28 protein-coding genes and 3 pseudogenes are annotated in these 22,950 nt (G+C 71.8%); 4 read left to right on the top strand and 27 right to left on the bottom strand.

Annotated elements, in window-relative coordinates; translation table 11 throughout:
* Positions 1–280 precede the first annotated feature (280 nt).
* The 7 genes and pseudogenes from iolC to A6A25_RS46195 form a co-directional block, all read right to left on the bottom strand.
* Positions 281–1,210 (bottom strand): 5-dehydro-2-deoxygluconokinase, encoded by a 930-nt coding sequence (iolC, locus tag A6A25_RS03110; RefSeq protein WP_073886131.1) that lies wholly within the window; start codon positions 1,208–1,210, stop codon positions 281–283.
* Complete coding sequence (locus tag A6A25_RS03115) at positions 1,207–1,986, bottom strand: ATP-binding cassette domain-containing protein (protein WP_073886132.1); 780 nt, start codon at positions 1,984–1,986, stop codon at positions 1,207–1,209. The genes iolC and A6A25_RS03115 overlap by 4 nt, the downstream gene beginning before the upstream one ends.
* Positions 1,983–3,029 carry an ABC transporter permease gene (locus A6A25_RS03120; RefSeq protein WP_073886133.1) on the bottom strand — a complete coding sequence of 349 codons (1,047 nt, stop codon included), beginning with the start codon at positions 3,027–3,029 and terminating at the stop codon, positions 1,983–1,985. Before A6A25_RS03120 ends, A6A25_RS03115 begins: the two co-directional genes overlap by 4 nt.
* 2 nt (positions 3,030–3,031) lie before the next feature.
* Entirely contained in the window at positions 3,032–4,024 is a 993-nt protein-coding gene (locus tag A6A25_RS03125) for a sugar ABC transporter substrate-binding protein (protein WP_073886134.1), read from the bottom strand.
* A 24-nt stretch (positions 4,025–4,048) separates the two neighbouring features.
* The gene (locus A6A25_RS03130) at positions 4,049–4,909 is read right to left on the bottom strand and encodes a TIM barrel protein (RefSeq protein ID WP_073886135.1); all 861 of its coding nucleotides are present in this window, start codon (positions 4,907–4,909) and stop codon (positions 4,049–4,051) included.
* A complete protein-coding gene (locus tag A6A25_RS03135) occupies positions 4,906–5,592 on the bottom strand; it encodes a Gfo/Idh/MocA family protein (protein WP_274534286.1) in 687 nt (228 codons plus the stop codon). Before A6A25_RS03135 ends, A6A25_RS03130 begins: the two co-directional genes overlap by 4 nt.
* Positions 5,569–5,919 (bottom strand): annotated as a pseudogene (locus A6A25_RS46195) (Gfo/Idh/MocA family protein); the annotation flags it as partial. The gene A6A25_RS03135 and the pseudogene A6A25_RS46195, both read right to left, overlap by 24 nt.
* Before the next feature lie 128 nt (positions 5,920–6,047).
* On the opposite strand from A6A25_RS46195, the gene A6A25_RS03140 reads away from it, so the two are divergent.
* Entirely contained in the window at positions 6,048–7,043 is a 996-nt protein-coding gene (locus A6A25_RS03140) for a LacI family DNA-binding transcriptional regulator (protein ID WP_073886137.1), read from the top strand.
* On the opposite strand, the gene A6A25_RS46760 is transcribed toward A6A25_RS03140, so the two are convergent.
* The 8 genes and pseudogenes from A6A25_RS46760 to A6A25_RS03175 all read right to left on the bottom strand — a co-directional run bounded on the left by A6A25_RS46760 (position 7,030) and on the right by A6A25_RS03175 (position 11,274).
* Positions 7,030–7,113 (bottom strand): SMR family transporter, encoded by an 84-nt coding sequence (locus A6A25_RS46760; protein ID WP_143192948.1) that lies wholly within the window; start codon positions 7,111–7,113, stop codon positions 7,030–7,032. The two genes, A6A25_RS03140 and A6A25_RS46760, sit on opposite strands and share 14 nt — an antisense overlap.
* 64 nt (positions 7,114–7,177) lie before the next feature.
* Positions 7,178–7,261, bottom strand: a pseudogene (locus A6A25_RS46575) (QacE family quaternary ammonium compound efflux SMR transporter); the annotation flags it as partial.
* A 2-nt stretch (positions 7,262–7,263) separates the two neighbouring features.
* Positions 7,264–7,458 carry an SDR family oxidoreductase gene (locus tag A6A25_RS03150; protein ID WP_380733993.1) on the bottom strand — a complete coding sequence of 65 codons (195 nt, stop codon included), beginning with the start codon at positions 7,456–7,458 and terminating at the stop codon, positions 7,264–7,266.
* 38 nt (positions 7,459–7,496) lie between these two features.
* Entirely contained in the window at positions 7,497–7,751 is a 255-nt protein-coding gene (locus A6A25_RS03155) for a hypothetical protein (RefSeq protein ID WP_073886138.1), read from the bottom strand.
* 10 nt (positions 7,752–7,761) lie between these two features.
* Entirely contained in the window at positions 7,762–8,100 is a 339-nt protein-coding gene (locus A6A25_RS03160; RefSeq protein WP_073886139.1) for a DUF6247 family protein, read from the bottom strand.
* Positions 8,101–8,214: 114 nt separating this feature from the next.
* Positions 8,215–9,747 carry a tripartite tricarboxylate transporter permease gene (locus A6A25_RS03165; protein WP_073886140.1) on the bottom strand — a complete coding sequence of 511 codons (1,533 nt, stop codon included), beginning with the start codon at positions 9,745–9,747 and terminating at the stop codon, positions 8,215–8,217.
* A 1-nt stretch (position 9,748) separates the two neighbouring features.
* Positions 9,749–10,297, bottom strand: coding sequence for a tripartite tricarboxylate transporter TctB family protein (locus A6A25_RS03170; protein ID WP_073886141.1), 549 nt, complete (start codon positions 10,295–10,297; stop codon positions 9,749–9,751).
* Positions 10,294–11,274 carry a Bug family tripartite tricarboxylate transporter substrate binding protein gene (locus tag A6A25_RS03175; protein WP_073886142.1) on the bottom strand — a complete coding sequence of 327 codons (981 nt, stop codon included), beginning with the start codon at positions 11,272–11,274 and terminating at the stop codon, positions 10,294–10,296. Before A6A25_RS03175 ends, A6A25_RS03170 begins: the two co-directional genes overlap by 4 nt.
* A gap of 114 nt (positions 11,275–11,388) precedes the next feature.
* On the opposite strand from A6A25_RS03175, the gene A6A25_RS03180 reads away from it, so the two are divergent.
* Positions 11,389–13,134 (top strand): ATP-binding protein, encoded by a 1,746-nt coding sequence (locus A6A25_RS03180; RefSeq protein WP_083667913.1) that lies wholly within the window; start codon positions 11,389–11,391, stop codon positions 13,132–13,134.
* Here the strand turns inward: A6A25_RS03180 and A6A25_RS03185 are convergent.
* From A6A25_RS03185 to A6A25_RS03215, 8 genes and pseudogenes are all read right to left on the bottom strand, one after another.
* Positions 13,116–13,772, bottom strand: a complete 657-nt coding sequence (locus tag A6A25_RS03185; RefSeq protein WP_241828470.1) for a class I SAM-dependent DNA methyltransferase — start codon at positions 13,770–13,772, stop codon at positions 13,116–13,118. The two genes, A6A25_RS03180 and A6A25_RS03185, sit on opposite strands and share 19 nt — an antisense overlap.
* Before the next feature lie 11 nt (positions 13,773–13,783).
* Positions 13,784–14,212 (bottom strand): alternative ribosome rescue aminoacyl-tRNA hydrolase ArfB, encoded by a 429-nt coding sequence (gene arfB, locus A6A25_RS03190; protein WP_073886398.1) that lies wholly within the window; start codon positions 14,210–14,212, stop codon positions 13,784–13,786.
* A gap of 9 nt (positions 14,213–14,221) precedes the next feature.
* Entirely contained in the window at positions 14,222–14,425 is a 204-nt protein-coding gene (locus tag A6A25_RS44565; protein ID WP_198932555.1) for a hypothetical protein, read from the bottom strand.
* A 1-nt stretch (position 14,426) separates the two neighbouring features.
* Positions 14,427–14,531 (bottom strand): annotated as a pseudogene (locus A6A25_RS45210) (SigE family RNA polymerase sigma factor); the annotation flags it as partial.
* Between the two features lie 64 nt (positions 14,532–14,595).
* Positions 14,596–15,657 (bottom strand): phosphoribosylformylglycinamidine cyclo-ligase, encoded by a 1,062-nt coding sequence (gene purM, locus A6A25_RS03200; protein WP_073886144.1) that lies wholly within the window; start codon positions 15,655–15,657, stop codon positions 14,596–14,598.
* Between the two features lie 81 nt (positions 15,658–15,738).
* On the bottom strand, positions 15,739–17,271 hold the full coding sequence (purF, locus tag A6A25_RS03205; protein ID WP_073886145.1) for an amidophosphoribosyltransferase: 1,533 nt from the start codon (positions 17,269–17,271) through the stop codon (positions 15,739–15,741).
* Positions 17,272–17,387: 116 nt separating this feature from the next.
* The gene (locus A6A25_RS03210; RefSeq protein ID WP_073886146.1) at positions 17,388–18,119 is read right to left on the bottom strand and encodes a maleylpyruvate isomerase N-terminal domain-containing protein; all 732 of its coding nucleotides are present in this window, start codon (positions 18,117–18,119) and stop codon (positions 17,388–17,390) included.
* Between the two features lie 140 nt (positions 18,120–18,259).
* Positions 18,260–19,003, bottom strand: a complete 744-nt coding sequence (locus A6A25_RS03215) for a hypothetical protein (RefSeq protein ID WP_073886147.1) — start codon at positions 19,001–19,003, stop codon at positions 18,260–18,262.
* A 220-nt stretch (positions 19,004–19,223) separates the two neighbouring features.
* Between A6A25_RS03215 and A6A25_RS03220 the strand changes: the two genes are divergently transcribed.
* Positions 19,224–19,529: a hypothetical protein gene (locus A6A25_RS03220; protein ID WP_241828471.1), complete on the top strand. Its 306-nt coding sequence runs from the start codon at positions 19,224–19,226 to the stop codon at positions 19,527–19,529.
* Entirely contained in the window at positions 19,526–21,508 is a 1,983-nt protein-coding gene (locus A6A25_RS03225) for an alpha/beta hydrolase (protein WP_073886149.1), read from the top strand. The genes A6A25_RS03220 and A6A25_RS03225 overlap by 4 nt, the downstream gene beginning before the upstream one ends.
* Here the strand turns inward: A6A25_RS03225 and A6A25_RS43830 are convergent, their stop codons facing one another.
* The 4 genes from A6A25_RS43830 to A6A25_RS45215 all read right to left on the bottom strand — a co-directional run.
* Positions 21,509–21,655: a hypothetical protein gene (locus A6A25_RS43830; RefSeq protein ID WP_158073678.1), complete on the bottom strand. Its 147-nt coding sequence runs from the start codon at positions 21,653–21,655 to the stop codon at positions 21,509–21,511.
* Positions 21,652–21,996, bottom strand: coding sequence for a hypothetical protein (locus A6A25_RS03230; protein ID WP_073886150.1), 345 nt, complete (start codon positions 21,994–21,996; stop codon positions 21,652–21,654). Before A6A25_RS03230 ends, A6A25_RS43830 begins: the two co-directional genes overlap by 4 nt.
* 14 nt (positions 21,997–22,010) lie before the next feature.
* A complete protein-coding gene (locus tag A6A25_RS03235; protein WP_073886151.1) occupies positions 22,011–22,388 on the bottom strand; it encodes a sterol carrier family protein in 378 nt (125 codons plus the stop codon).
* 44 nt (positions 22,389–22,432) lie between these two features.
* The coding region (locus tag A6A25_RS45215) for an ESX secretion-associated protein EspG (RefSeq protein ID WP_241828472.1) at positions 22,433–22,950 on the bottom strand (518 nt) is incomplete at its 5' end.

Below are 22,950 nucleotides of genomic sequence, written 5' to 3' on the forward strand. Positions count from 1 at the left end.
GAGGTTGGGGGCGGTGAGGTTGGGGGCGGTGAGGTGGGCTGGGTGGGTCGGGGGGCCGCGGTCGGGGGTGGGATTGGAATGGGGGGTGGGGTTGGGATCGGGGTTGGGGTGGGTGGTGGGTAGGCGGGGTGGTTGTCGGGCGCTCGGTCTTCGTTTAACCGAGGGGCGGTAACGGTGTTTCCGTACATTTTCGGGTCATGTTCATCCGATCGTGTTGGTCGGGGGATGGGGTTGGGGTGATCTTGGCACGGGTTGGGCTCGGGCGCCTGTCGAGGTGTTTTCACAGGTGGGCCTCGATCTCCGGCTCGGTCGGCATGGCGTCGGCGCAGGCCAGGCGGGCGGCGACGAGGGCGCCGGCGACGTTGGCGTAGCGGGCGATCCGGTCCGGTGGCCAGCCTGCGAGGAGGCCGTGGGCGAGGGCGCCGCCGAAGGCATCGCCCGCGCCCAAGCCGCAGACGACGTCCACTTGATGGGGCGGAACGGTCAAAGTGCCGGCCGGGGTGGCGAAGAGGACGCCCTCCGCACCCTTCTTCACGACGGCCAGCTCGACGCCGCGGGACAGGAGGCGGGCGGCGGCTTCGTCCGGGTCGGACGTGCCGACCGCCACCTCCACCTCGGTCCGGTTGCCCACGGCCACCGTCACGTGGTCCAGCATCCAGTCGATCTCGCGGCGGGCGGTGACCTGGTCGGGCCAGAACATCGGCCGGTAGTCGAGGTCCAGGACGGTGTGGGGGCGGCGGGCTCGGTGTTCCAGGATCCGGCGTTGGGTTTCCCGGGCGGGTGAGGCGGAGACACCCGTTCCGGTCACCCAGAGCAGGGGGACGTCGGCCACCACGTCCCACGGCACGTCGTCCGGGGTGAGCGCGAGGTCGGGGGCGAGGGGTGCGCGGTAGAACAGCAGTGGTGGGTCTTCGGGTGGGTCCAGGGCGCAGAAGACGACCGGGGTTTGCAGGCCGGGGGCGGTTCCGACGTAGGACGACGACACGCCGAAGGACTCCAGCGCGGAACGCACGTAAGGGCCGAAGCCGTCCGGGCCGACCTTGGTCAACACCGCGACCGAACGGCCGAGCCGCGCCGCTGCCACCGCCACGTTCGTCGCCGTGCCGCCGAGCGACTTGGCGAACGTCCGCACCTGCGCCAGCGGCACGCCGCTCTGCTCCGGGTACAGGTCCACGCCGACCCGGCCGACGGTCAACACCTCGACCGTCATTCGGAGACCCCGCGCAGTTCGTGCGCCAACGCCTCCAGCTCCGCCCCACCGGCCATCTGCCTGGTCAGCTCCTCCAGGCTGATCTGCGACTTCTCGTACGTCCCCAGCGCACGCCCCCGCTTGAGCAGCAGGAACCGGTCACCGACGGGGTAGGCGTGGTGCGGGTTGTGGGTGATCAGCACGACCCCGAGGCCGCGGTCGCGCGCCTGGGCCACGTACTTCAGCACCACACCCGCCTGCTTGACCCCGAGCGCGGCCGTGGGCTCGTCCAGGATCAGCACCTTCGCGCCGAAGTGGACGGCTCGCGCGATCGCGACGCACTGCCGCTCACCGCCGGACAGCGTGCCCACCGGCTGCTCCACGTCACGCAGGTCGATGCCCATCTCGGCCAACGCCGTCCGCGTCACCTGCCGCCCGCGCCGCCGGTCCAGGAACCGGAACGGCCCGAAGCCGACGGTCGGCTCGGACCCGAGGAAGAAGTTCCGCCACACGCTCATCAGCGGCACCACGGCCAGGTCCTGGTAGACGGTGGCGATGCCCCGGTCGAGGGCTTCGCGCGGCGAGGAGAACCGGACCGGGGAGCCGTCGACCAGGAACTCGCCGGAGTCGTGCTGGTGCACACCCGCCAAGACCTTGATCAACGTCGACTTGCCCGCGCCGTTGTCGCCGAGCACGCACGTCACCTCACCGGCGTTGACCGCGGTCGAGACGTCCCGCAACGCGATCACGCTGCCGTAGGTCTTGCCGATCGCGCGCACCTCCAGCAGTGGGCTCATCGCCGCACCCTCTCCGCTCGCCGCCGCAGGGCGTTGTTGACCAGCACGGCGGCCAGCAGCATCACGCCGAGGAACAGCTGGAACCAGTCCGAGTTCCAGTTCGCGTAGACGATGCCCTGCCTGGCCATGCCGAAGATCAGCGCGCCGATCGCCGCGCCGACGGCCGAGCCGAACCCGCCGGTCAGCAGGCACCCGCCGATGACCGCGGCGATGATGAACTGGAACTCCAGCCCGATGCCCTGGTTGGCCTGCACGCTGGTGAACCGCAGGATGTTGATCGAACCGACCAGCCACGCCGCGCCGGCCGTGGTCATGAACAGCAGGACCTTGGTGCGCGTCACGGGCACGCCGACCGCCCGCGACGACACGGGTGCCCCGCCGACCGCGAAGATCCAGTTGCCGAACCGGGTGCGCAGCAGCACGACCGCGGCGAGGGCCGTGACCAGCACCCACCACCCGATCGAGACGTAGAACGCCGTGCCGCCGAGCGTGAACGTCGAGGCGAACAGGAACCCGGCCGACGAGTAGCCGTCGGCGGACCGCATGCCGGACACCTGCACGGTGCCGGTCACGAGCCGGGTGATGCCGAGGTTGAGGCCCTGCAGCGCGAGGAACGTGCCGAGCGTGACGATGAAGCTGGGCAGGCCGGTGCGCAGCACCAGCCACCCGTTCAGCGCGCCGACCGCCAGCGCGAACACCAGCGACGCGAGCAGGGCGAGCCACACGTTCCAGCCGAGCCGGGTGGCGAGGATCGCGGTGACCAGCGCGGTGGACGCGGTCATCACGCCGGCGGACAGGTCGAACTCGCCGCCGATCATGAGCAGCGCCACCGCGACGGCCATGATGCCGAGCGTGGACGCGTCGTCCAGCCAGGTGGCGACGCCGCCGGTGCTGAGGAACCGCTCGGTCGCCACCGAGAAGAACGCGAAGACGACCAGCGCGCCGAGCAGTGCGCCGATCTCGGGTCGGAGCACGAGCCGGTCGAGGAGCCGGGCCGAGCCGACCCGCTCGTCCGCCGCGGGAGCCGTGGTCTGGGGGGTCATCGTCAGCGGGTGCCGCGCTCGGCGTACTCGGCGACCTTGTCCACGTTGGACTGGTCCACGAAGCCGGGTCCGGTGAGGACCGGTTTGCCGCCGCCGACGGTGTTGGCGTTGTCGCGGTAGAGCTTGAGCATCACGATCGGCAGGTAGCCCTGTTCGTACTGCTGCTGGTCGACGGCGAACAGCACGTCGCCGGCTTTGATGGCGGCGGTGACGTCGGCGTTGAGGTCGAACGTGGCGACCGCGGCCTTCGAGGAGGCGCCCTTGACCGCGTTCACGGACGACACGGCGACCTGCGGGTTGAGCGCGAGGACGGCGTCGATCGACGGGTCGGTCTGCAGCGCGCCCTTGATCCGGGATTCGACGTCGGTGGGGTTGTTGATGTCGACCTGGAGGTTGGTGACGGTGCCGCCGAACCCGGTGCGGGCGCCGTCGCAGCGCTGGTTGAGGCCGACGTTGCCGGCTTCGTGGATGACGCAGAGCAGCTTGGTCTTGCCGGCTTCCCCCAGCTTCCGCCCGGCTTGTTCGCCGGCGACGTTCTCCTCTTGGCCGACGTGCGCCAGGGCGCCGAACGAGGCGCTCTTGTCCGAGCCGGAGTTGATGGTGATGACCGGGATGCCCGCTTTCACCGCGTTCTCGATCGAGGTCTTCAGGGCGTCCGGGTTGGCCATCGAGACGACGATGCCGCCGACCTTCTGCGACACCGCGTTGTCGATCAGGGTGGACTGCCTGCCGGGGTCGCCGTCGGAGTGGTAGTCGACCGTGACGCCGAGTTGCTTGCCCGCGTCGGTGGCGCCGTTCTTGACCACGTTCCAGAACGCGTCACCGGCCGTGCCGTGGGTGACGACGGCGACGCGCAGGTCACCGGTGGGTGCTTGGGCGGAGCCGGTGTTCGTGGTGGTGCTGTCGGTGTCGGCGACGGGGCCGCTGCACGCGGCCAGCAGCGCGAGGCCGGTCAGGGCGAGACCCGCACGCAGGGCTTTTCGAGTGGACGTCATCGTCTCTCCTCGCTGGAGGGGGAATCAGGCGGTGATCCGGGTGAGGTGCGCGAGGCTGTCCGCGGTGTCGCGCACGGGCGTGTCGAGCGGGCTGTCGTCACCGAGCGCGGTGTCCTGTTCCAGGACGTACCAGCCGGTGTAGCCGGCGTCCCGCAGGGACGCGACCAGGGCTGCCACGTCCACGTCGCCGTCGCCCAGCGGCACGTACATCCGTTGCTGGACGGCGGCTGTGTAGCCGATGTCCCCGGCGCGGACAGTGGCGGCGATGTCGGCCCGCACGTCCTTGAGGTGCACGTGCCCGATCCGCTCGGGGTGGCGGCGGGCGAGGTCGACCGGGTCCGTGCCGCCGATGAGGAGGTGGCCGGTGTCCAGGCAGAGGTCGAGGTCGGAGTCGGCGAGGAACCGCTCGACCTCGGCGACGCGTTCGACGTGCGTGCCGACGTGCGGGTGCAGGGCGGTGCGCAGGCCGTGGCGGGCGGCGTGGTCGCGGACGAGTGCGGCGGTGTCGATCAGGGTGCGCCACTCGTGGTCGGTGAGGGCGGGGCGTTCGTCGTAGCCGTCGAGGCCGGTCGCGGCGGCCAGCACGAGGACTTCGGCGCCGGCGGCGGCGAGCAGGGCGGCGACCCGGTCGGCTTCGTCCAGTGTGGTCTGGTCGCCGGTGTGCAGCGGCACGGCCAGGAAACCGCCGACCAGCGTGAGCCCGTGTTCGTCCAACAACGCCTTGAGCGCACGGGGTTCGGCGGGCAGGTAGTCCGGCGGACCGAGTTCGGTGGCCCGCAGTCCCAGGGACGCCATCTGGCCGAGCACGGTGTCGGCGTCGAGGACCTTGCCCCACCCGGGAACCTCGCACACGCCCCAGGAAATGGGCGCTCCGGCGATCTTCACGCGGCGACCTCCGTCTGGATGTGGACCGGGGCGCCCGTTCGCCGCGACTGCTCGCACGCCTCGGCGAGTCGGAGGCTGATCAGACTCTCCCGCGCGGGTGACGGGTTCGCCACCGTGCCCGCCACGACCTGCGTGAACACCGCCACCTCGGCCAGGTAGGCGCGGTGGAAGCGGTCCGCGAAGCCGGGGTAGGCGTCGGCGGCGACCTTCGGGCCCTCCGGTTCCAACGACGTCAGCGGCGTGCGCGGGTCGAGGCCGACGGCCAGCGAGTCCCGGCTGCCCAGCACCTCGATGCGGTGGTCGTAGCCGAGCGGGTCGTGCCTGCCACCGGCCAGCACGGCGTGCGCGCCGCCCGCGAACTTCAGCAGCACCACGGCGTTGTCGACGTCGTCGGCGTCCGCGAACGCCTGGTCCACCAGCACCGATCCCGACGCGTACACCTCCACCACCGGCTCGCCGACCAGCCACGGCACCGCGTCGAGGTCGTGGATCAGCAGGTCGCGGAAGATGCCGCCGGACTGGGGCAGGTAGCCGAAGTCGGGCGGCTGGGCGTCGTTGCCCAGCGCCCGGACCAGGTAGATGTCGCCGACCTCGCCCGCGCGGACGCGGCGGTGCAGTTCGGACACCGCCGGGTCGAACCGGCGCTGGAACCCGACCAGCACCGGCACCCCGGACGCCTCCACGTCGTCCACCAACGCGCGCATCTCGTCCCAGTGGCCGGCGATCGGCTTCTCGCACAGCGTCGGCACGCCCGCCGCGAGGGCCGCGCGCAGCAACGACGGGTGCGTGGTCGTGGGCGTGGCCAGCAGGACTCCGTCACTGGCGGTGAGCAACGCGTCGAGGTCGTCCACGCTCCTGGTGCCGGGCAGCAGGGCCGACGCGTGCGCCGCACGGCCGGGCACGGGGTCGAACAGCAGCACCTCGTCGACCTCGTCGAGGCTTGCCAGGTTGGTGGCGTGCATGGTGCCGATGCGGCCCACTCCGGCTACTCCGATGCGCATCCCGCTCGTCTCCGTCCTGGTAGAGGCGGTCCGTGGTTAGAGCGCTCTATTGTTGGAGCGCTCTAAGGCTGTAGCGTCCGTCACACGGGTGTCAAGGGCGCGTTGCCCGGCCGTGACCGCGCGGGAGGGGGACACCGGTGGCCAGACCGACGATGGAAGACGTCGCGGCCCGCGCCGGGGTGTCACGCGCCCTGGTGTCGCTGGTCATGCGGGGGTCACCCAAAGTGAGCGACCAGCGGCGGGCGGCGGTGCTGAAGGCGGCCGAGGAGCTGGGGTACTCGCCGCACGCGATGGCGCGCTCGCTGGCCAGCCGCACGTCGCACGTGCTCGGTGTGATGGTGTCGGACCTGCACAACGCGTTCTTCGCGGAGGTCGTGGACGGGCTCGACGCGGTGGCGGCCGAGCACGGCTTCGAGCTGATCCTCAACACCGGTGGGCGCAGTCCGGCGCGGGAACGGCGGGCGCTGCGGAGCCTGCTGTCGTTCCGGCCGGCGGGGCTGGTGCTGCTGTCGCCGGTGGTGCCGACGGCGGACATCGGCCGTGCGGCGGAGCAGACGTCGGTGGTGCTGGTGGCGCGGTCGTCGCGACTGGCCACTGTGGACACCGTGAACGACGACGGCGAGCGCGGCATCGCGTTGGCCGTGGACCACCTGGTGTCGTTGGGGCACCGGCGGATCGCGCACCTCGATGGTGGTGAGGGCTCGCAGGCCGCGCCGCGGCGGCGTGGCTACCTGACCGCGATGGCGTCCCACGGGCTCACGCCCAGGGTGGTGGCCAGCGAGTACACCGACGCGGGTGGCGCGCGTGCGGTGCGGGGGTTGTTGGGCGACCTGCCCACCGCGATCGTCTCGTGCAACGACTTCAACGCGGTCGGCGCGATCTCGGCGCTGGAGGAGGCCGGGTTCCGCGTGCCTCGGGACGTGTCGGTGGTGGGGTACGACAACACCTCGCTGGCCGCCCTGCGGCACGTCTCGCTGACCACGATCGACCAGCCGCGCAACGAGTTCGGCCGACTCGCCGCCACCGCCCTGCTGCAACGGGTGCGCGGTGAACGGGTCGAGCCCGTGCGCCACCTGCTGCACCCGTCGCTGATCGTCCGCTCGACCACGGCACCGCCGGTCAGGCCGGCTTGAGCCCCACCACGCCGACCGCGCCGAGGCCGACCCACACCGCGTAGGCCGTGCCCACGGGGAGGTCGCGCATGGCGAATCGCGAGCACCACGAAGCTCGTCACCGCCGCCGCGATCCCGACCACGGTCGGCCACGGACGGGTGAAACCGTCCGACCGGCCCAGCGCGGTGGCCCACACGACCTCCAGCGACGCCGCGCCGAGCAGCGGCAACCAGGCCACGGCTACGCCACCTCCCCGGCGTCCACGACGAACTCCGCACCGGTGATGTCGCGTCCGCCGTCGCCGACGAGGTGGGCGACGGTGGCGGCCACGTCCTCCGGGTCGCAGTACCGGCCGAGGGCGGTGAAGCCGCGCTCCTCGTCGGCACCGGGGCCATCGGCCGGGTTCATCTCGGTGTCGGTCGAGCCGGGGTGCACCAGGTTGACCGTGCTCGACGGCCTGCTCCCGGGCTAAGTCAGCCGATCCAGAGCACGAGCAGCAGGTCGACCCGCCGCTGGTCCTCCAGGATCAGGTACACGAGGCTGCCACGGCCCTCGGGCCCGAAGGACAGGGCGCGCATCGGTCCATCAGGACTGCGGCGGTGGTAGGGCCGGCCATTCCACGGCACGACTTCGAGCATCGTTCGAGCCTCGGCGAACGGCGCCAATGCCTCGGGTGGGAGCGCGTCGACCTGTGCTTGCGAGTCGTCGTCGGTGGTGACGGTGTACAAGCGGAGCCGGTCAGCCCAGTCCGAGCCGGGCTTTGGTGGTGGCCAGCGGCTCGTCGGCCGGGACCTGTTCGCCGGTGAGCTTCGCGGCGGCACGGCGGTAGAGGGCGCGATGAGCCTCGGCACCCTGAGCAGCGGTGATCCGGGCGACGAACCGCCAGGACTCCAAGGTCTCGAACAGCTCCGTCAGGTCGAGCGACTCGGTGGCGCGAGCCATGACCTCTCGCCACTCCCGGTCGAACTCGGCCGCCTCCTCGGGGATGAGCGCCGCGCGCACCCGGGCGGGCGAGGCGTCGGAGAACGACGGCCCGCCCCGGCCCTGCCGCGGTCCGGGAGTCGCTGCTGCGGTCACAAAGCCACGATAGCGGCCGAAGCCGCGCGGCGAGTAGCTCCGGGACCACCGGGGCGCGGTGCCGGCCGGGCTCCTGGCACGGAGTCCGGCCGGCGAGTCCGGGCCAGGCGAGGGCTAGGCGTCCACCTTCGGCCGTTCCGGCTCCGGCGACGCGTCGGTCGGTGGGGTCGGTTCGGGGAACAGGCGGCGGATCAAGGGCCAGAGCAGCAGGACCGCCACGACGCCGTAGACGACCAGCGAGAACGGGGTGTTGACCAGGCCCGTCAGCGAGCCGTCCGACAACTGCAGGGCACGGCGCATCTGCTGTTCCGCGGCCGGGCCGAGGATCACGCCGATGATCGCCGGCAGCACGGGCAGGCCGTACCGCCGCATCACGAAGCCCAGGACACCGATCACGAACATCACCAGCAGGTCGAACACGTCGGCGTTCACGGCGTACGCACCGACGCTCGCGAAGAACAGGATCCCCGCGTACAGGTACGGCCGGGGGATGCGCAGCAGCTTCGCCCACACCGGCGCCAACGGCAGGTTCAGCACCAGCAGCAGGCACAGGCCGATGAACAGCGACGCGATCAGGCCCCAGACCAGCGCGGACTCCCGCTCGAACAGCAGCGGCCCCGGTTGGATGCCGTACTGCTGGAACGCCGCCAGCATCACCGCGGCCACCGCCGTGGTCGGCAGGCCCAGCGTCAGCATCGACACCAGCGTGCCCGCGGCCGACGCGCTGGCCGTCGCCTCCGGACCGGCCACGCCCTCGATCGCACCCTTGCCGAACTCGTCGCGGTGCTTGGACAGCCGCTTCTCGGTCACGTACGACAGGAACGTCGGGATCTCCGCGCCACCGGCCGGGATCGCGACGAACGGGAACCCGATCACCGGGCCGCGCAGCCACGGCTTCCACGACCGCCGGAAGTCCTCCCGACCCAGGAACGCCCGACCGACCGGGATCGCCGAAGCGGGCTTGCGCCGCAGGTGAGCGGCCACCCACAGCGACTCGCCGACCGCGAACAGGGCCACCGCCACCACGACCACGTCGATGCCGTCGGCCAGGTGCAGCGAGCCGAACGTGAGCCGCTGCTGGCCGGTCATCTCGTCCAACCCGACCAGGCCGATGGTGAGGCCGATGAGCAGGGACGCGAAACCGCGCACCCGGGACGCGCCGAGCACGGACGTCACCGCGATGAACGCCAGCACCATGATCGCGAAGAAGTCCGGCGCGCCGATGTCCACGGCGAACTTCGCCACCGTCGGCGCCAGCAGCACCAGCAGCACCGTGCCGATGACACCGCCGACGAAGTGCCCGATGGCCGCGGCGGCGAGCGCTTGCGACCCTCGCCCCTTGCGCGCCATCGGGTTGCCGTCGATCGCCGCGACCACCGCCGCGCTCTCACCCGGCGTGTTGAGCAGGATCGACGTGGTCGAGCCGCCGAACATGCCGCCGTAGTAGATGCCGGCGAACATGATGAACGCCCCGGTCGGCTCCAGGCCGTAGGTGACGGGCAGCAGCAGCGCCACCGCCATCGCGGGACCGATGCCCGGCAGCACGCCGATCGCCGTGCCCAGCAGCACGCCCAACGCGGCCAACGCCAGGTGCGTCGGCGTCAACGCGGTCGCGAATCCCTCGAGCAGGTTGTTCAACGAGTCCACGTCAGAACATCCCCACCAGCGGCCCACCGGGCAGCGGCACGCCCAGCAGGTTGTTGAACAGCACGAACGTCAGCACCGACAGCCCGGCGGCGAGCAGCGGGTCGCGCACGAAGTCCCGGCTGCCCAGCGCGTACGCCGCGCCCCAGAACAGGATCGCCCCGGAGATCGGGAAGCCGACCACCCCGATCAGCGCCGCGTTGGCCAGGAACGCGCCGCACAGCAGCAGCACGGTCCGCCAGTCGGCGGGCGCGGACAGGTCGACGTCCTCGCCGCCTTCGGCCTCACCGCGCCCACCGCGCAGCACGTCCCGCGCGAGCAGCGCGGCGACCACGAGCAACCCGACGCCGACCACCACCGGCACCGCCTTCGGCCCCACCGGGCCGCGCTGCGCGAAGTCGGTGTGGATCCGGTTCGCGTCGACCAGGACCAGCACGCCCAACCCGACCAGCACCGCCGACACGCCCAGCTCCGAGCGTTCCCGCAGCCACGCCCGGCTCCAGGGCCTGTTCACCGCGTTCACCGCCTTGTGCACGCCCAACCCTCCACTCATGCCAGCCCCAGGTCCTTGAGCACGGTCGCCACCCGGTCGTTCTCCGCGCGCAGGAACGCGCCGAACTCGTCGCCGGGCGCGAATGCGTCCGTCCAGCCGTTGCGCGCCAACGCCTCGCGCCACTGCGGCGTGCCGTGCAGGTCGGTGAACAGGTCCACCAGCCGGGCCCGGTCGGCGTCGGAGATCCCCGGCGGCGCGACCACGCCGCGCCAGTTGTTGAACTCGACGTCCACCCCGGACTCGCGCAGCGTCGGCGCGTCCACACCGGACAGCCGCGACCCGCTGGTCACCGCCAGCACCCGGATCTGCCCGGCCTCGATCTGGTCGCGGTACTCGCCGACGCCGGACACGCCGAACGCGACCTTGCCGCCCAGCACCGACGCCAGCAGCTCGCCGCCCCCGTCGAACGGGATGTAGTTGACCGCCCGCGGGTCGAGGCCGACCGCCTTGGCGATCAGCATCGGCGCCAGGTGGTCCGGCCCGCCGGGCGACGAACCGCCGCCGACCGTCACCGCGCCCGGGTCCGCCTTCCAGGCCCGGACCAGCTCGTCCAGCGTCCGGTACGGCGAGTCCTTGCCGACCACGACGATGTCCGGTTCCTCGATGAGCTTCGCGATCGGCGTGGTGTCCAGCAGCGACGACGGCGCCTTGTTCGTGTAGACGCTGCCGACCACGCCGAGGCCCATCGACATGACGAGCTTGCCGTTGCCGCGCTCGCTGACCGTGCGGCCGAGCCCGACCGTGCCGCCCGCGCCGGGCAGGTTGAACACCTCGGTGTTGCGGATCAGCTCCGCGTCCTCCATCGCCTTCGCGGCGGTGCGCGCGGTGACGTCGTAACCGCCGCCCGGCGCGTTCGGCACCAGCACGCGCAGGCTGCGCAACGACGCCGTGGTGTCCGCGCCGGACGTCAGCAGCGGCGGCACGAGGACGACGACCGCCAACGCGCCGACGACCGCGAGCCAGTTCCTGATCCGCACTGTGATCCCCGCCTCTCTTCCGCGTGGTTGGACATGTTGCACTCGTGTAAACAGAGAAGTCCCGCTTGCGCGCCTAAGGGTTCTTTTGTTCTTTGTGGTCACCGGGAGGTGCTGATGGGTACGCGCGGATCGCTGGCCCGTCAGCTGCTCGTGTGGCAACTGGTAGTGGTCGTGGCGCTGCTGTGCGCGGTGGGCGTGCTGTCGGTCGTCCAAGCGGGGAACAACTTCCGCACGACCGAGGGACGCCGGATGCTGTCCGTGGCCGAGGACGTGGCCGCGACGGCGGGCGTGCGGGCGTCGCTGGCCGACCCGCTGCGGCACTACGCGCTGGCGCCGTTCGCGGAGAGCGCCCGCAGCCTGTCCGGCGCCAGCTACGTGATCATCACCGATCCCGACCGCGAGGTCCTGACCTCGCCGGACCCGAGCCAGGTCGGCGAACCGCTCGACCTCGGCGGCAGCACGGCGTTGCACGGCCGGTCGTGGGTGGGCGAGCTGGGTGGCGCGACCGTGGCGCACGTACCGGTGATCGGCGACGGCGGCGCGGTGATCGGGCTGGTCGCGGCCGGGCGGCAGGCGCCGGGGTTCTGGGACGGTGTGCTGGACTCGCCGGACAACGCGCTGCGGCTGCTCGGCGTGGCGCTGGTCATCGGCGTCACCGGGTCGCTGCTGCTCGCCCGGCGGGTGAAGAACCAGACGCTGGGCCTGGAACCGCACGAGATCACCGCGCTGGTCGAGTACCGGGAGGCACTGCTGCACGGCATCAAGGAAGGCGTCGTCGCCCTCGACCCGCAGCACCGGATCACGCTGGTCAACGACCACGCCCGTGACCTGCTGGCACTGCCGCCGGACGCCGTCGGCCGCTCCGTGACCGAACTGGACCTGGACGAACGGCTGCGCGACGTGCTGACCGGCCGGGCCACCGGCGTGGACCAGCTCGCGCTCACCGGCGGCCGGGTGCTCACCCTCAACCACATGCCGCTCGACGTCCACGGCGCCGTGGTCACGCTTCGTGACCGCACCGAGCTGACCACGCTGCGCGACGAGCTGGACGCGAACCGGCACGCCACCGACACGCTGCGGGCGCAGGCGCACGAGTTCAGCAACCGCCTGCACACCATCGCGGGCCTGGTCGAGCTGGGCGAGTACGACGAGGTGCGCGGGTTCATCAGCCGCATCAACACCGCGCAGGGCGAGTGGCGCGCGGAAGTCGGCTCGAAGGTCGCCGACCCGGCGGTGGCGGCGCTGCTGATCGCCAAGTCCAGCCTCGCCGCCGAACGCGGCATCGCGCTGCGGATGGCGCCGGACAGCTCGCTCGGCGCGGTGGAGGAGGCGCTGTCGACCGACCTGGTCACGGTGATCGGGAACCTGGTGGACAACGCGCTGGACGCGCTGGCGGAACAGGGGTGGATCGAGGTGTCGGTGCGCTCGACGCCCGGCGAGGTCGTCGTGGTGGTCCGGGACTCCGGACCGGGTGTGGCGGCCGAGCTGGCCGAGGACTACCTGATCAAGCCGTTCGAGTACGCGGCGCTACGCGACCAGCTGGCCCACTTCGCCGCGCTGGACCGGCGGCTGGACCAGCTCGCGTCGGCCGGTCAGGCGGACGTGGACCAGGTGTTCGGCGCCCGGCCGCGCAGCGCTCCCGTGCTGCCGAAGGGGTTGACCGCGCAGACCGCCGCGCTGGTCGAACGCGTGCTGCGGGAACGCCCGGTGACGGCCGGCGAGTGCGCGGACGCCACCGAGCTGGCCCGGGTGTCCGCCCGCCGGTACCTGGAGCACTTCGTGAGCACCGGCAAGGCCGAGGTGCGGTTGAAGTACGGCGGCACCGGCCGGCCGGAACGCCTCTACGTCTGGCTGGGCTGACCGATCTTGCGCACGATCAGGTAACCCTGCGGGGTCTTCTCCCACTTCGGGTCGGCCGGCTGCCGTTCCAGCCGGGTGTGCGGCTCGAACCCGGCCTCGGCGAGCTGGCCGAGCACCCGGTCGGGGTTCAGCCGGTACACGTCCAGCAGGATGTCGTGCCCGTAGCCCTGCTCGTAGCGGCGGACCTCGTCGCCCACCTGGAACGCCATCAACAGCAGGCCGCCGGGCGCGAGGACGCGGTGGAACTCGGCGAACACCGCCGGGTGCTCCTCCCACGGCACGTGGATCACCGAGTACCAGGCCAGCGCGCCGCCCAGGGAGCCGTCCGGCAGGTCGAGGTCGAGCATCGAACCCACCTCGAACCGCACGTCCGGGTGCTCGCGGCGGGCCACGGCGACCATCTCCGGCGACAGGTCGACGCCGGACACGTCGACACCCAGCCGCTTGAGGTGACCGGAGATCCGACCGGGACCGCAGCCGATGTCCACGACCGGTCCGCTCACCAGCTCGGCGAACAGGCCGAGCACCGCCCGGTCCGCCGGGATCTCCGCGAGGAGGTCGCGCGCCAGGTCGGCGTAGCTGTGGGCGACGGTGTCGTAGGCGGTGCGCGCCATGGTGAGGAAGTCAGGCTCGGTCACGCCACGGGACGCTAGTCCCAACCGCCGCCGCGCCGGCCCTGTTTCGTCTGGGCGCGGCGCTTCTTCTCCGCGATGCGACGTTCCTTCGAGCCCTTGGTCGGCTTGGTCGGACGGCGCACCGGCGGCGGCGCGGCGGCGGCGTCACGCAGCATTCGGGCCAGCCGTTCACGGGCCGCGAGGCGGTTCTGCAGCTGCGCCCGGTGCTCGCTCGCGGCGACCGTGAGCACACCGTCCACCAGGCGTTTCTCCAACCGGCCGAGCATCCGGGCGCGCAACCACCCTGGCACGGACGGCGAGGCAGCCAGGTCGAAGCTCAGCTCGACCCGGCTGTCCGCCGTGTTCACGCCCTGGCCACCGGGACCGGACGACCGGGAGAACCGCTCGCTCAACTCGGCCGCCGGGATCACCAGCGTCCGCGTCACGGTCAGGTCGTCGGCCACCCCCACAGGTTAGAACGTCAACCCGGGCACGGTCGCGAGCTTTACCACCTCGTCCATCGTCAGCGGCTGCTCACCGGCCGCACCGGGCGACCGGGTGTACGGCCCGTTGCTGCGGTCCTCGGTTCCCACGGAGGACGCCATCAGCGTGTTGCCGTCCGGCAGCTTCAAGGTGACCGCGAAAGGCACGCCCGGGAAGTCCGGTGCCGACTCCACCTAGGTCCTCGGCGCGGTGCCAGTCGCCGCACAGCAGGTACGCGGTCCTCCGCATCACCAGTGCGCGGGCGTCGACGTACTCGTCGAACTCACGGTCGCGGTCCACTCGGGCCCCCTCCTCGGTCGCCGCTTAGTACGGATCGGCGACCGCCGGAGGTTGCTGCCCGGAGCTAGAACCGCGGGTGGTCGCCGACCAGGGCGACGCCCGGCTCGTCGGAGCGGACCACGTCGCCCAGCACCCACGCGGGCACGTGGCGGGCCGTGAGCACGGCCAGGGCGCGGTCGACGTCCTCGGGCGCGACCACGGCCACCATGCCGACGCCCATGTTGAACGTCTTCTCCATCTCCTCGCGCTCCACCCGGCCGCGCTGCGCGATCAGGGCGAACACGGGTGCGGGCGTCCAGGTGCCGCGGTTGAGGTCGGCGCGCAGGCCCTCGGGCAGCACGCGGGCCAGGTTCGCGGCCAGGCCACCGCCGGTGACGTGCGCGAACGTGCGCACCTCCGCTTCGGCGGCCAGCGCCAGGCAGTCCTTGGCGTAGATGCGGGTCGGCTCCAGCATCTCCTCGCCGAGGGTGCGGCCGAACTCCTCGACGTGACCCTCCAGCGGCATCCGGGCGATGTCCAGCAGCACGTGCCGCGCCAGGGAGTACCCGTTCGAGTGCAGGCCGGAGGAGCCCATGGCGATCACCACGTCACCCTCGCGCACCCGGTCCGGGCCGAGCATGGCCGACGCCTCGACCACGCCGACACCCGTGCCGGAGATGTCGTAGTCGTTCTCGCCCATCAGGCCGGGGTGCTCGGCGGTCTCGCCGCCCAGCAGCGCGCACCCCGCCAGCACGCAGCCCTCGGAGATGCCCTTGACCAGCGCCGCGACCTTGTCCGGCACGACCCGGCCGATCGCGATGTAGTCCTGCATGAACAGCGGCTCGGCACCGCAGACGACCAGGTCGTCCACGACCATCGCGACCAGGTCGATACCGACCGTGTCGTGCTTGTCCAACGCCTGCGCGACCGCGATCTTGGTGCCGACGCCGTCGGTCGACGACGCGAGCACCGGCTCCTTCCAGCGGTCCAGCTTGAGCTGGAACAGCCCCGCGAAGCCGCCGATGCCGCCGAGCACCTCGGGACGCTGCGCCTTGGCCGCCCACGGCTTGAGCTTCTCCACCGCCTCGTCGCCGGCTTCGATGCTTACTCCAGCTGCGGCGTAGGTCGCCTTGGCGCTGTCCGTCACGTCTCTGTGCTCCACGATTCCGGGCATCCACATTTCAGGGCATCTGTGTCATCCGGGCAGGCGCCCGGCTCGGCCGGCAACTCAGGGGCGTTGCAGGGCGTCTTCGGCACCGTACCCGTTCGTCAGGACGGGGGTCGCCGAGCCCGCGACGCCGCGGATGCCTTCGAGCAGGTGCTTGCCGATCAGCGCGTCGTCGGGCAGCGGGATCGGGTAGTCGCCGTCGAAGCACGCGCAGCACAGCCGCGTCTTCGGCTGCTCGCTGGCCGCGATCAGCTCCTCCAGCGACACGTAGCCCAGCGAGTCCGCGCCCACCGACCGGCGGATGCCGTCGGTGTCCAGGCCGTTCGCGATCAGCTCGGCCCGGGAGGCGAAGTCGATGCCGTAGAAGCACGGCCACTTGACCGGCGGCGACGCGATCCGCACGTGCACCTCGACCGCGCCCGCCTCGCGCAGCATCCGGACCAGGGCGCGCTGCGTGTTGCCGCGCACGATCGAGTCGTCCACCACGACCAGGCGCTTGCCCCGGATCACGTCGCGCAGCGGGTTCAGCTTCAGCCGGATGCCCAGCTGGCGGATGGTCTGCGACGGCTGGATGAACGTGCGGCCCACGTAGGCGTTCTTGACCAGGCCCGAGCCGTACGGGATGCCGCTGGCCTGCGCGTACCCGATGGCGGCGGGGGTGCCGGACTCGGGCACCGGGATGACCAGGTCGGCCTCCACCGGGTGCTCCGCGGCCAGCCGGCGGCCGATCTCGACGCGGGTGGCGTGCACCGAGCGGCCGGCGATCGTGGTGTCCGGGCGGGCCAGGTAGACGTACTCGAAGATGCAGCCCTTGGGCTCGGGGTTGGCGAACCGGCTCGACCGCAGGCCGTTCTCGTCGATCGCGATCAGCTCACCCGGCTCGACCTCCCGGACGAACGACGCGCCGACGATGTCCAGCGCCGCCGTCTCGCTCGCGACGACCCAGCCGCGCTCCAACCGGCCCAGCACCAGCGGCCGCACGCCCTGCGGGTCGCGGGCCGCGTACAGGGTGGACTCGTCGGAGAACGTGAGGCAGAACGCGCCGCGCAGGGTCGGCAGCAGCTGCATGGCCGCCTGCTCGATGCCGATGTCGGCGGCCTGGGCGGCGAGCAGGCCGCACACCAGGTCGGAGTCCGTGGTGGCGCCGTGGCTGGTGTCCACGCCCACCTCGCGGGCCTTGGCCAGCAGCTCGGCGGTGTTGACCAGGTTGCCGTTGTGGCCCAGCGACAGGCCCGAGCCGGTGGCCGTGGTGCGGAACGTCGGCTGCGCGTTCTCCCACGTGGTGGAACCGGTGGTGGAGTAGCGGCAGTGGCCGACGGCGACGTGGCCGCGCAGCGACTGCAGCACCTGCTCGTCGAACACCTGGCTGACCAGGCCGAGGTCCTTGAAGACCACCACCTGACTGCCGTCGCCGACCGAGATGCCGGCGGCTTCCTGGCCTCGGTGCTGCAGGGCGTAGAGGCCGTAGTAGGTGAGCTTGGCGACTTCTTCGCCGGGTGCCCACACGCCGAACACGCCGCATTCCTCGCGGGGTTCGCGTTCTTCCTGGGTGTCGGGGTCAGTGCGGCCGGTTGCTGAATGGTCGGTGACCACCGGGTTGCTCCCTAGCGACGAGGGTCGGGCTGCACCACCGAGTGTAAGGCTGATGGGGGCGGTAGGACCCCCATCAGACCCCCTCCGACGTGACCAAACGCACCTTCACCGGGCGGTCAGTCGAGCTTGAGCGCGTACCAGACCCGCTCGTCACCGGTGTGCTTGAGCGGCAGGCGGCCCCACAGCCCGTAGTGCACGAGCTGCGCCTCACCGGTGACCTGGAGGTCCGTCTCCTCGCCCGGCCAGGCCGCCCGCACCTCCGGCACGACGCCCGGCGCGAACGTCACCACCCACGCCTCGGGCACGTCCGTGAGCTGCACCAGCGCCGTGCCCTTGGTGGTCGGCGGCACGTCGGTGGCGTACTTGGCGGCGAGCAGGGTGGTCAGCGCCTCGTCGATGCCGTCGACGGCGAAGTCCGCGTCGCCCACCACCAGCTCGCGCAGTGCCGCCTGGGCGTCCCAGCGGCGCAGGTCCAGCTCGTGCGCGATGCGCCGGTGCCAGACCCACGCGAGGTCCGGCGCCGACGGCGAGAACGTCCAGGCCGCCCGGTTGCCCGGGGTGGACGGCAGCAGCTCGGCGGCCTTGGCGAGCTGCGCGTCCAGGTACTCGAGCGGCACCACGTCGGCCGGTGGGCTCGGCAGGCGGAGCTGGACCCGGCTGCCGGTGCGGAGGTACTCCAGCGACGTCTCCAGGAACCTGCCGACGTGCAGCGTCAGGTCGGTGAACGTCCAGCCGGGGCAGCTGGGCACCTTGGCGGCGGGGTCGGCCTTGCCGACCGCCGCCCGGAACATCCCCGCCTGCGCGGTGAAGACCTCGGTCCACCGCTGGGTGGTCCAACCTCCAGGCACGTCCAGCCTCCCGCTTGAAGTCGATCGCTGCGCGGCCATCGTGCCGCACCGGTGCTTGTCCCGGTGGCCGAAGGCCGACCTTCCCCCCAACCGACGCAGGCGCGCGGCCGGCGGTGCCCTCGGATGGCCGGGCGGTCCGGTCACCACGGCCGGTTGCGCACCTCGTCCCGGGCCGCCGCGTCGAGCCGTTCGGCGGCCTCGTCCCACCAGCGGGCCAGGTCGCCGACCTCGAACTCCCAGAGCTGCGCGGTGTCCTCGTCGTCGGCGGTGTCGGCGGCGTGTCGGGCGCCGCTCGGCCTGTCGGCCGTGGAGTGCGCGAACACGGCCTCGCCCACACCGGGCCGGTCGTCGACGTACCGGGCGAGCGCGGGCTCGCGCAACGCGTGGCGGCCTCCGCCCGAGCAGGCGACGGCGGGCGGGGTGGCGGCGAACTCCTCGAGGTGGCCGGTGAAGCTCTCGGCCGGCTCGACCCACTCCTCGGTCCAGGGCTCGGGTGCCGCCTGGGGCCACATGTCGGGCCACACCTCGGGTTCCACCGCGATCTCGTGCGCCACGGCGTTCGGCAACGCGTACGCGATTTCCCGGGTCGGCCGCGCGGCCCGCTCGCGATCGACGGGCCGCACCAGGGCCTTGGACTGGGCCATTCGTGGTGGTGGGTGCAGCGCGCGCCACGCACGCGGGCTGCGCACTTCGCGCTTGGGCAACGCGGGTGGTCGCGGAAAGCCCGCGCAGTCGTCGAGCAGGCCGCTCCCGAGGTAGTAGTAGAGACCGGTTTTCCAACGGTGCCAACGGATCTGCCGCGCGGTGATCGCGCGGTGGCGCGGACCGGACAGCGGCCTGACGAGCAGGCGCATGAGGAAGCCGCGCAGCACATCCATCGTCACGCGGAAGTCGTGATAGCTCAGGATTCTGGATACCGGCAGGAAAAATGTCATGTGTCAATGGTCGAACTGGCGTTCGACGCAGGCAAGATCACCTTCGAGTGATCACCAACGGGCGGATTTCTCGCCCTTCTTGACCCGTGGGGAGAGGGAACCGGGAAGGATGAACGCGCGTCGCATTGCCAGCGGCTAGCGGCACGAAGGGCGGGGAATCGTGTTCGGTGTGCAACCAGAGACGTTGCGCGCGGCGTCCAAGCAGTTCCACGAGGGCGCCGACGCGACCGGCGACGGCGCTGAGATGATCTCCATGCTCAGGCTGGACGCGGACGCGCTCGGGCAGGTGCCCGCGGCGGCGGAGTTCGTCGACGCGCTGGCCAAGTGGTCCGGCGAGCAGTCCGACGACCTGCGCCGGGGCAGCGCCTGGTACCGCGACGCCGGCGACGGCCTCAACGAGAACGCCGACTCCTACCAGCACGCGGACGACGACTCGCACTCCTCGTTCCGCGGCATCGAAGGGGGCATGGCGTGAGCTACACCGACCCCGAGGTCCTGTACGGGCAGCTGGCCGCCGGCGACGCGGGCCGCGTCGCCGCCGCCGCCGACCCGATCACCGGTGCGATGAGCGCCGTCAGCCGCGCGGGCCAGGCCGTCTCCGCGGGCGGCAGCACGGCGACCTCGACCTGGAAGGGCAACGCCGCGACCGGTTTCGGCGCCCGCGCCGAGCTGTCCACCAAGTCCGCGACCGTGGCCGGTGAGCGGCTGGGCGCCGGCGCCGACATCGTCCAGGCCGCCTCCCGCGCCTACACGCAGATGCGCGGCAGCGCCGACCAGCTGATCGACTTCTGGCGCGGCCGCTCGCCCGCCTTGGACGAGACCCAGACCCGCGAGCTGGCCAACCGCGTCAACGAGCAGCTCAACAACGTCAAGACCGGCTACGAACGCGTCCTGCGCTCGTACGCCGCCGCTCTCACCAAGGTCCGCCCCGGCTTCGAGGAGACGGCGGCCAAGGACCCGGGCTGGAACACCGCCGTCGCGGCCATGCGCACCACGGCCACCGTGCCCGGTCCCGGCACCGACCCCAAGCAGGTCGCCGCCTGGTGGAAGTCGCTGACCAAGGAGCAGCAGGACGAGCTGCTGCGCACCAAGTTCCAGGAACTGGGCCAACTGCGCGGCCTCCCGTCCGGCGTCCTGGACCAGGCCAACCGGGCCCGGATCGCCGATGACCTCCAGCGCTTCGGCGCGCAGCGCGACCAGCTCGACGCGCAGATGGCCGCACGGGCGCAGGAGTTGGGCCTCGACCCGGACAACTCCGAAGACATGGCCAAGCTCATGAACGACGAGCAGTACGCGTCGCTCAGCGAGCAGCGCCAGGAAGCGGCCACCAAGGCCGAGAACGCCGAGAAGGCCCAGAGCAGCGTCAACCAGGCGGCCGAGCTGGCAAGGTCGAAGGGCTGGCCCGAAAGCGATGTTCGCGTGCTGGCCTACGACCCGTACGGCCCCCGCGGCGACGGCGGCATGGCCATCGCGTTCGGCGATCCGGACACGGCGAACAACCTGGCGGTCGCCGTCCCGGGCACCGGCTCGACGCTCGACAGCTTCTCCGTCGGACAGGCGGCGAACCTGCGTGAGGCGATGGGCGCGAACGGCAACGCCACCATCCAGTGGCTCGGCTACGACGCGCCCGGCTGGGCGATCGGCGAGGTCGACAACCCGGCGCAGGCCCGCGAGGGCGGCGCGAACCTCGTCGCCGACGTCAACGGCTACCGCGCCGCCGCCGAGGCCGCGGGCAACGACCCGCACGTGACCGTGATCGGCCACTCCTACGGCTCCACCACGGTCGGCTACGCGGGCATGAACGGCTTGGCCGCGGACGACATCGCGTTCGTTGGCTCACCCGGCGTGGGCGCGTCGAACGTCAACCAGCTCTCGGCCGGTCCCGGACACGTCTACGTCGGCGCGACCGAGCACGACCCGGTCGTGCAGGGCACCAGTTCCAGCTGGTTCACCGAGGACGGCTCCTCGATCGGCCCTTACGACGACCGGTTCGGCGCGCGAACCTTCGGCACCACCGACGGCACCTCCGCGCTCGGCGCACATTCCGAGTACTACACCCCCGGTTCGGAGTCGGTCCAGAACCTGGCCCGGATCGCGACCGGCGACGGCGCTTCGGTGACCTCGCAGGACTGGGACGAGAACCCACTCGGCCCGTCACTGCCCGGCTCGCACATCCCGGGTGTCGGCCCGGTGGTGGACTTCGTCGGCGGCACGGCCGTCGGTGCGGCGGACCTGGCCGTCGACGCCGGGACCGGGCTCTGGAACGCCGGCCGTGACGCGGTGAACGGCAACTGGTCCGACGCCGGCACCGGCTTGCTCAACACGGGCAAGGAGGTCGTCAACGACACCGTGGACGTGGTCGCAGGCGGTGTCGGTGACGTGGTCGAACTCGGCCGTGACGCGGTGGAGGGCGTCGGCAAGGCCTGGGACAAGACCGTCGGGTCCTGGTTCTAGTCAGCGCAGGCGGCAGGGCCCGACATCGGTCTGGACGCCTTCCTGGTCGAAGCCGCTCTGGTCGGACTGCCGCACCGAGCACACCGCGCGGTCACCGACCTTGATCCCCTCCGGGAACTGGTACACCTTCACGAGAAAGCGGTTCACGGCTGCTTGCACGGACCGATGTTCTGCACTGGTTCGGCGTCGTCCAACTTGCTGTCGTCGCGTTGGTTCACCGTGCAGACCAGCACATCGCCGACAGCAGTGCCGGTCGGGACGTCGGTGAGCTTGGCCCAGGCGACGGTGATCGGCGCGGCGCCGTCCGGCTGGTCCTGGTCCAGTTCCAGGGACACCCTCCCCGGCCACGTCGCACCGTTGACGAGGGTTTCGTCCGGCTTGATCTCGCTGACCTTGAACCGGACCTGACCGGACCACTCGCTGCTGCCGCAACCGACGAGGAGGGTTCCGACCGCGAGGGTGGCGAGACACGCCTTGAGCGCCTTCACGCGATCGAGCTTAGCTAGAAGCGGAGCACCGGGAGCAGGGTTGAGAGATCGGCCCGGCTGCCGGAGGCGGTGACCTTGGCGCCCTCGACCGCGTCCGCCCACCCGAGCCTGCCCACGGCCAGTTCCAGCCACGTGCGCGGGTCGGTCTCGATCACGTTCGGCGGGGTGCCGCGGGTGTGCCGGGGGCCCGCCACGCACTGCACGGCGGCGAACGGTGGGACGCGCACCTCGACGCTGCGGCCCGGCGCGAGTTGTTCCAGGGTCCGCAGGCTCAGCCGCACGGCAGCCGCCAGCACGGGGCGTTCCGGCCGCTCCGCCTCCCCGGCGAGCCAGGGCAGCACGGCCTCGACCGCGGCGCGCACCTCGTGGGGGTCAACGGGCTTGGACGGCATCGGGCCAGGCTATCGGCGCCGGTCAGGTGATCGGTGCGGCGGCCTCAGATCCTGGCGGCGCGCACCGCTTCGGAGAGCAGTTCCTCGACCTGGTGGGCGAGCCGGCGCGAGTCGGTCGGGCTGAACGTGCTCCACGGCACCGACCCGTTCGACGCCCGCCGTTGCTGCAGGTAGCGGCCTTCCTCGGTGTCGAAGAACGCGACCACCCGGTCCGGTCGGCACCGCTTGCCGTACTTGTCGCGGGCCGCGGCGCCGAAGTTGCCGGTGTGCACGAGCCCGGTGAACATCTTCACCAGCGCGGTGGCGTCCTCCTGGCGCACGCCGTGGGCGCGCAGCGAGTTCTCCAGGCTCTTGGGCGAACCGTCGGACTTCTTGACCGCGGCCTCCAGGTCGGCGCTGGGCATGGTGACCGAGTGCCCGGTGCCTGCCGGGTGCGCGGGCAGCGCGCCCAGCACCGCCGTCGGCAGGCCGCTGCCCGCCGCGCGCCGGAACGTGAGCCGGTTGTCGGTCAGGGTGGCCACCGCGCCCTCGTCGCCGTTGGCCACGGCCAGCACCCGGACGC

Origin of the sequence: Saccharothrix sp. CB00851, from assembly GCF_001905065.1 — a bacterium.
Taxonomy (GTDB): Bacteria; Actinomycetota; Actinomycetes; order Mycobacteriales; family Pseudonocardiaceae; genus Actinosynnema.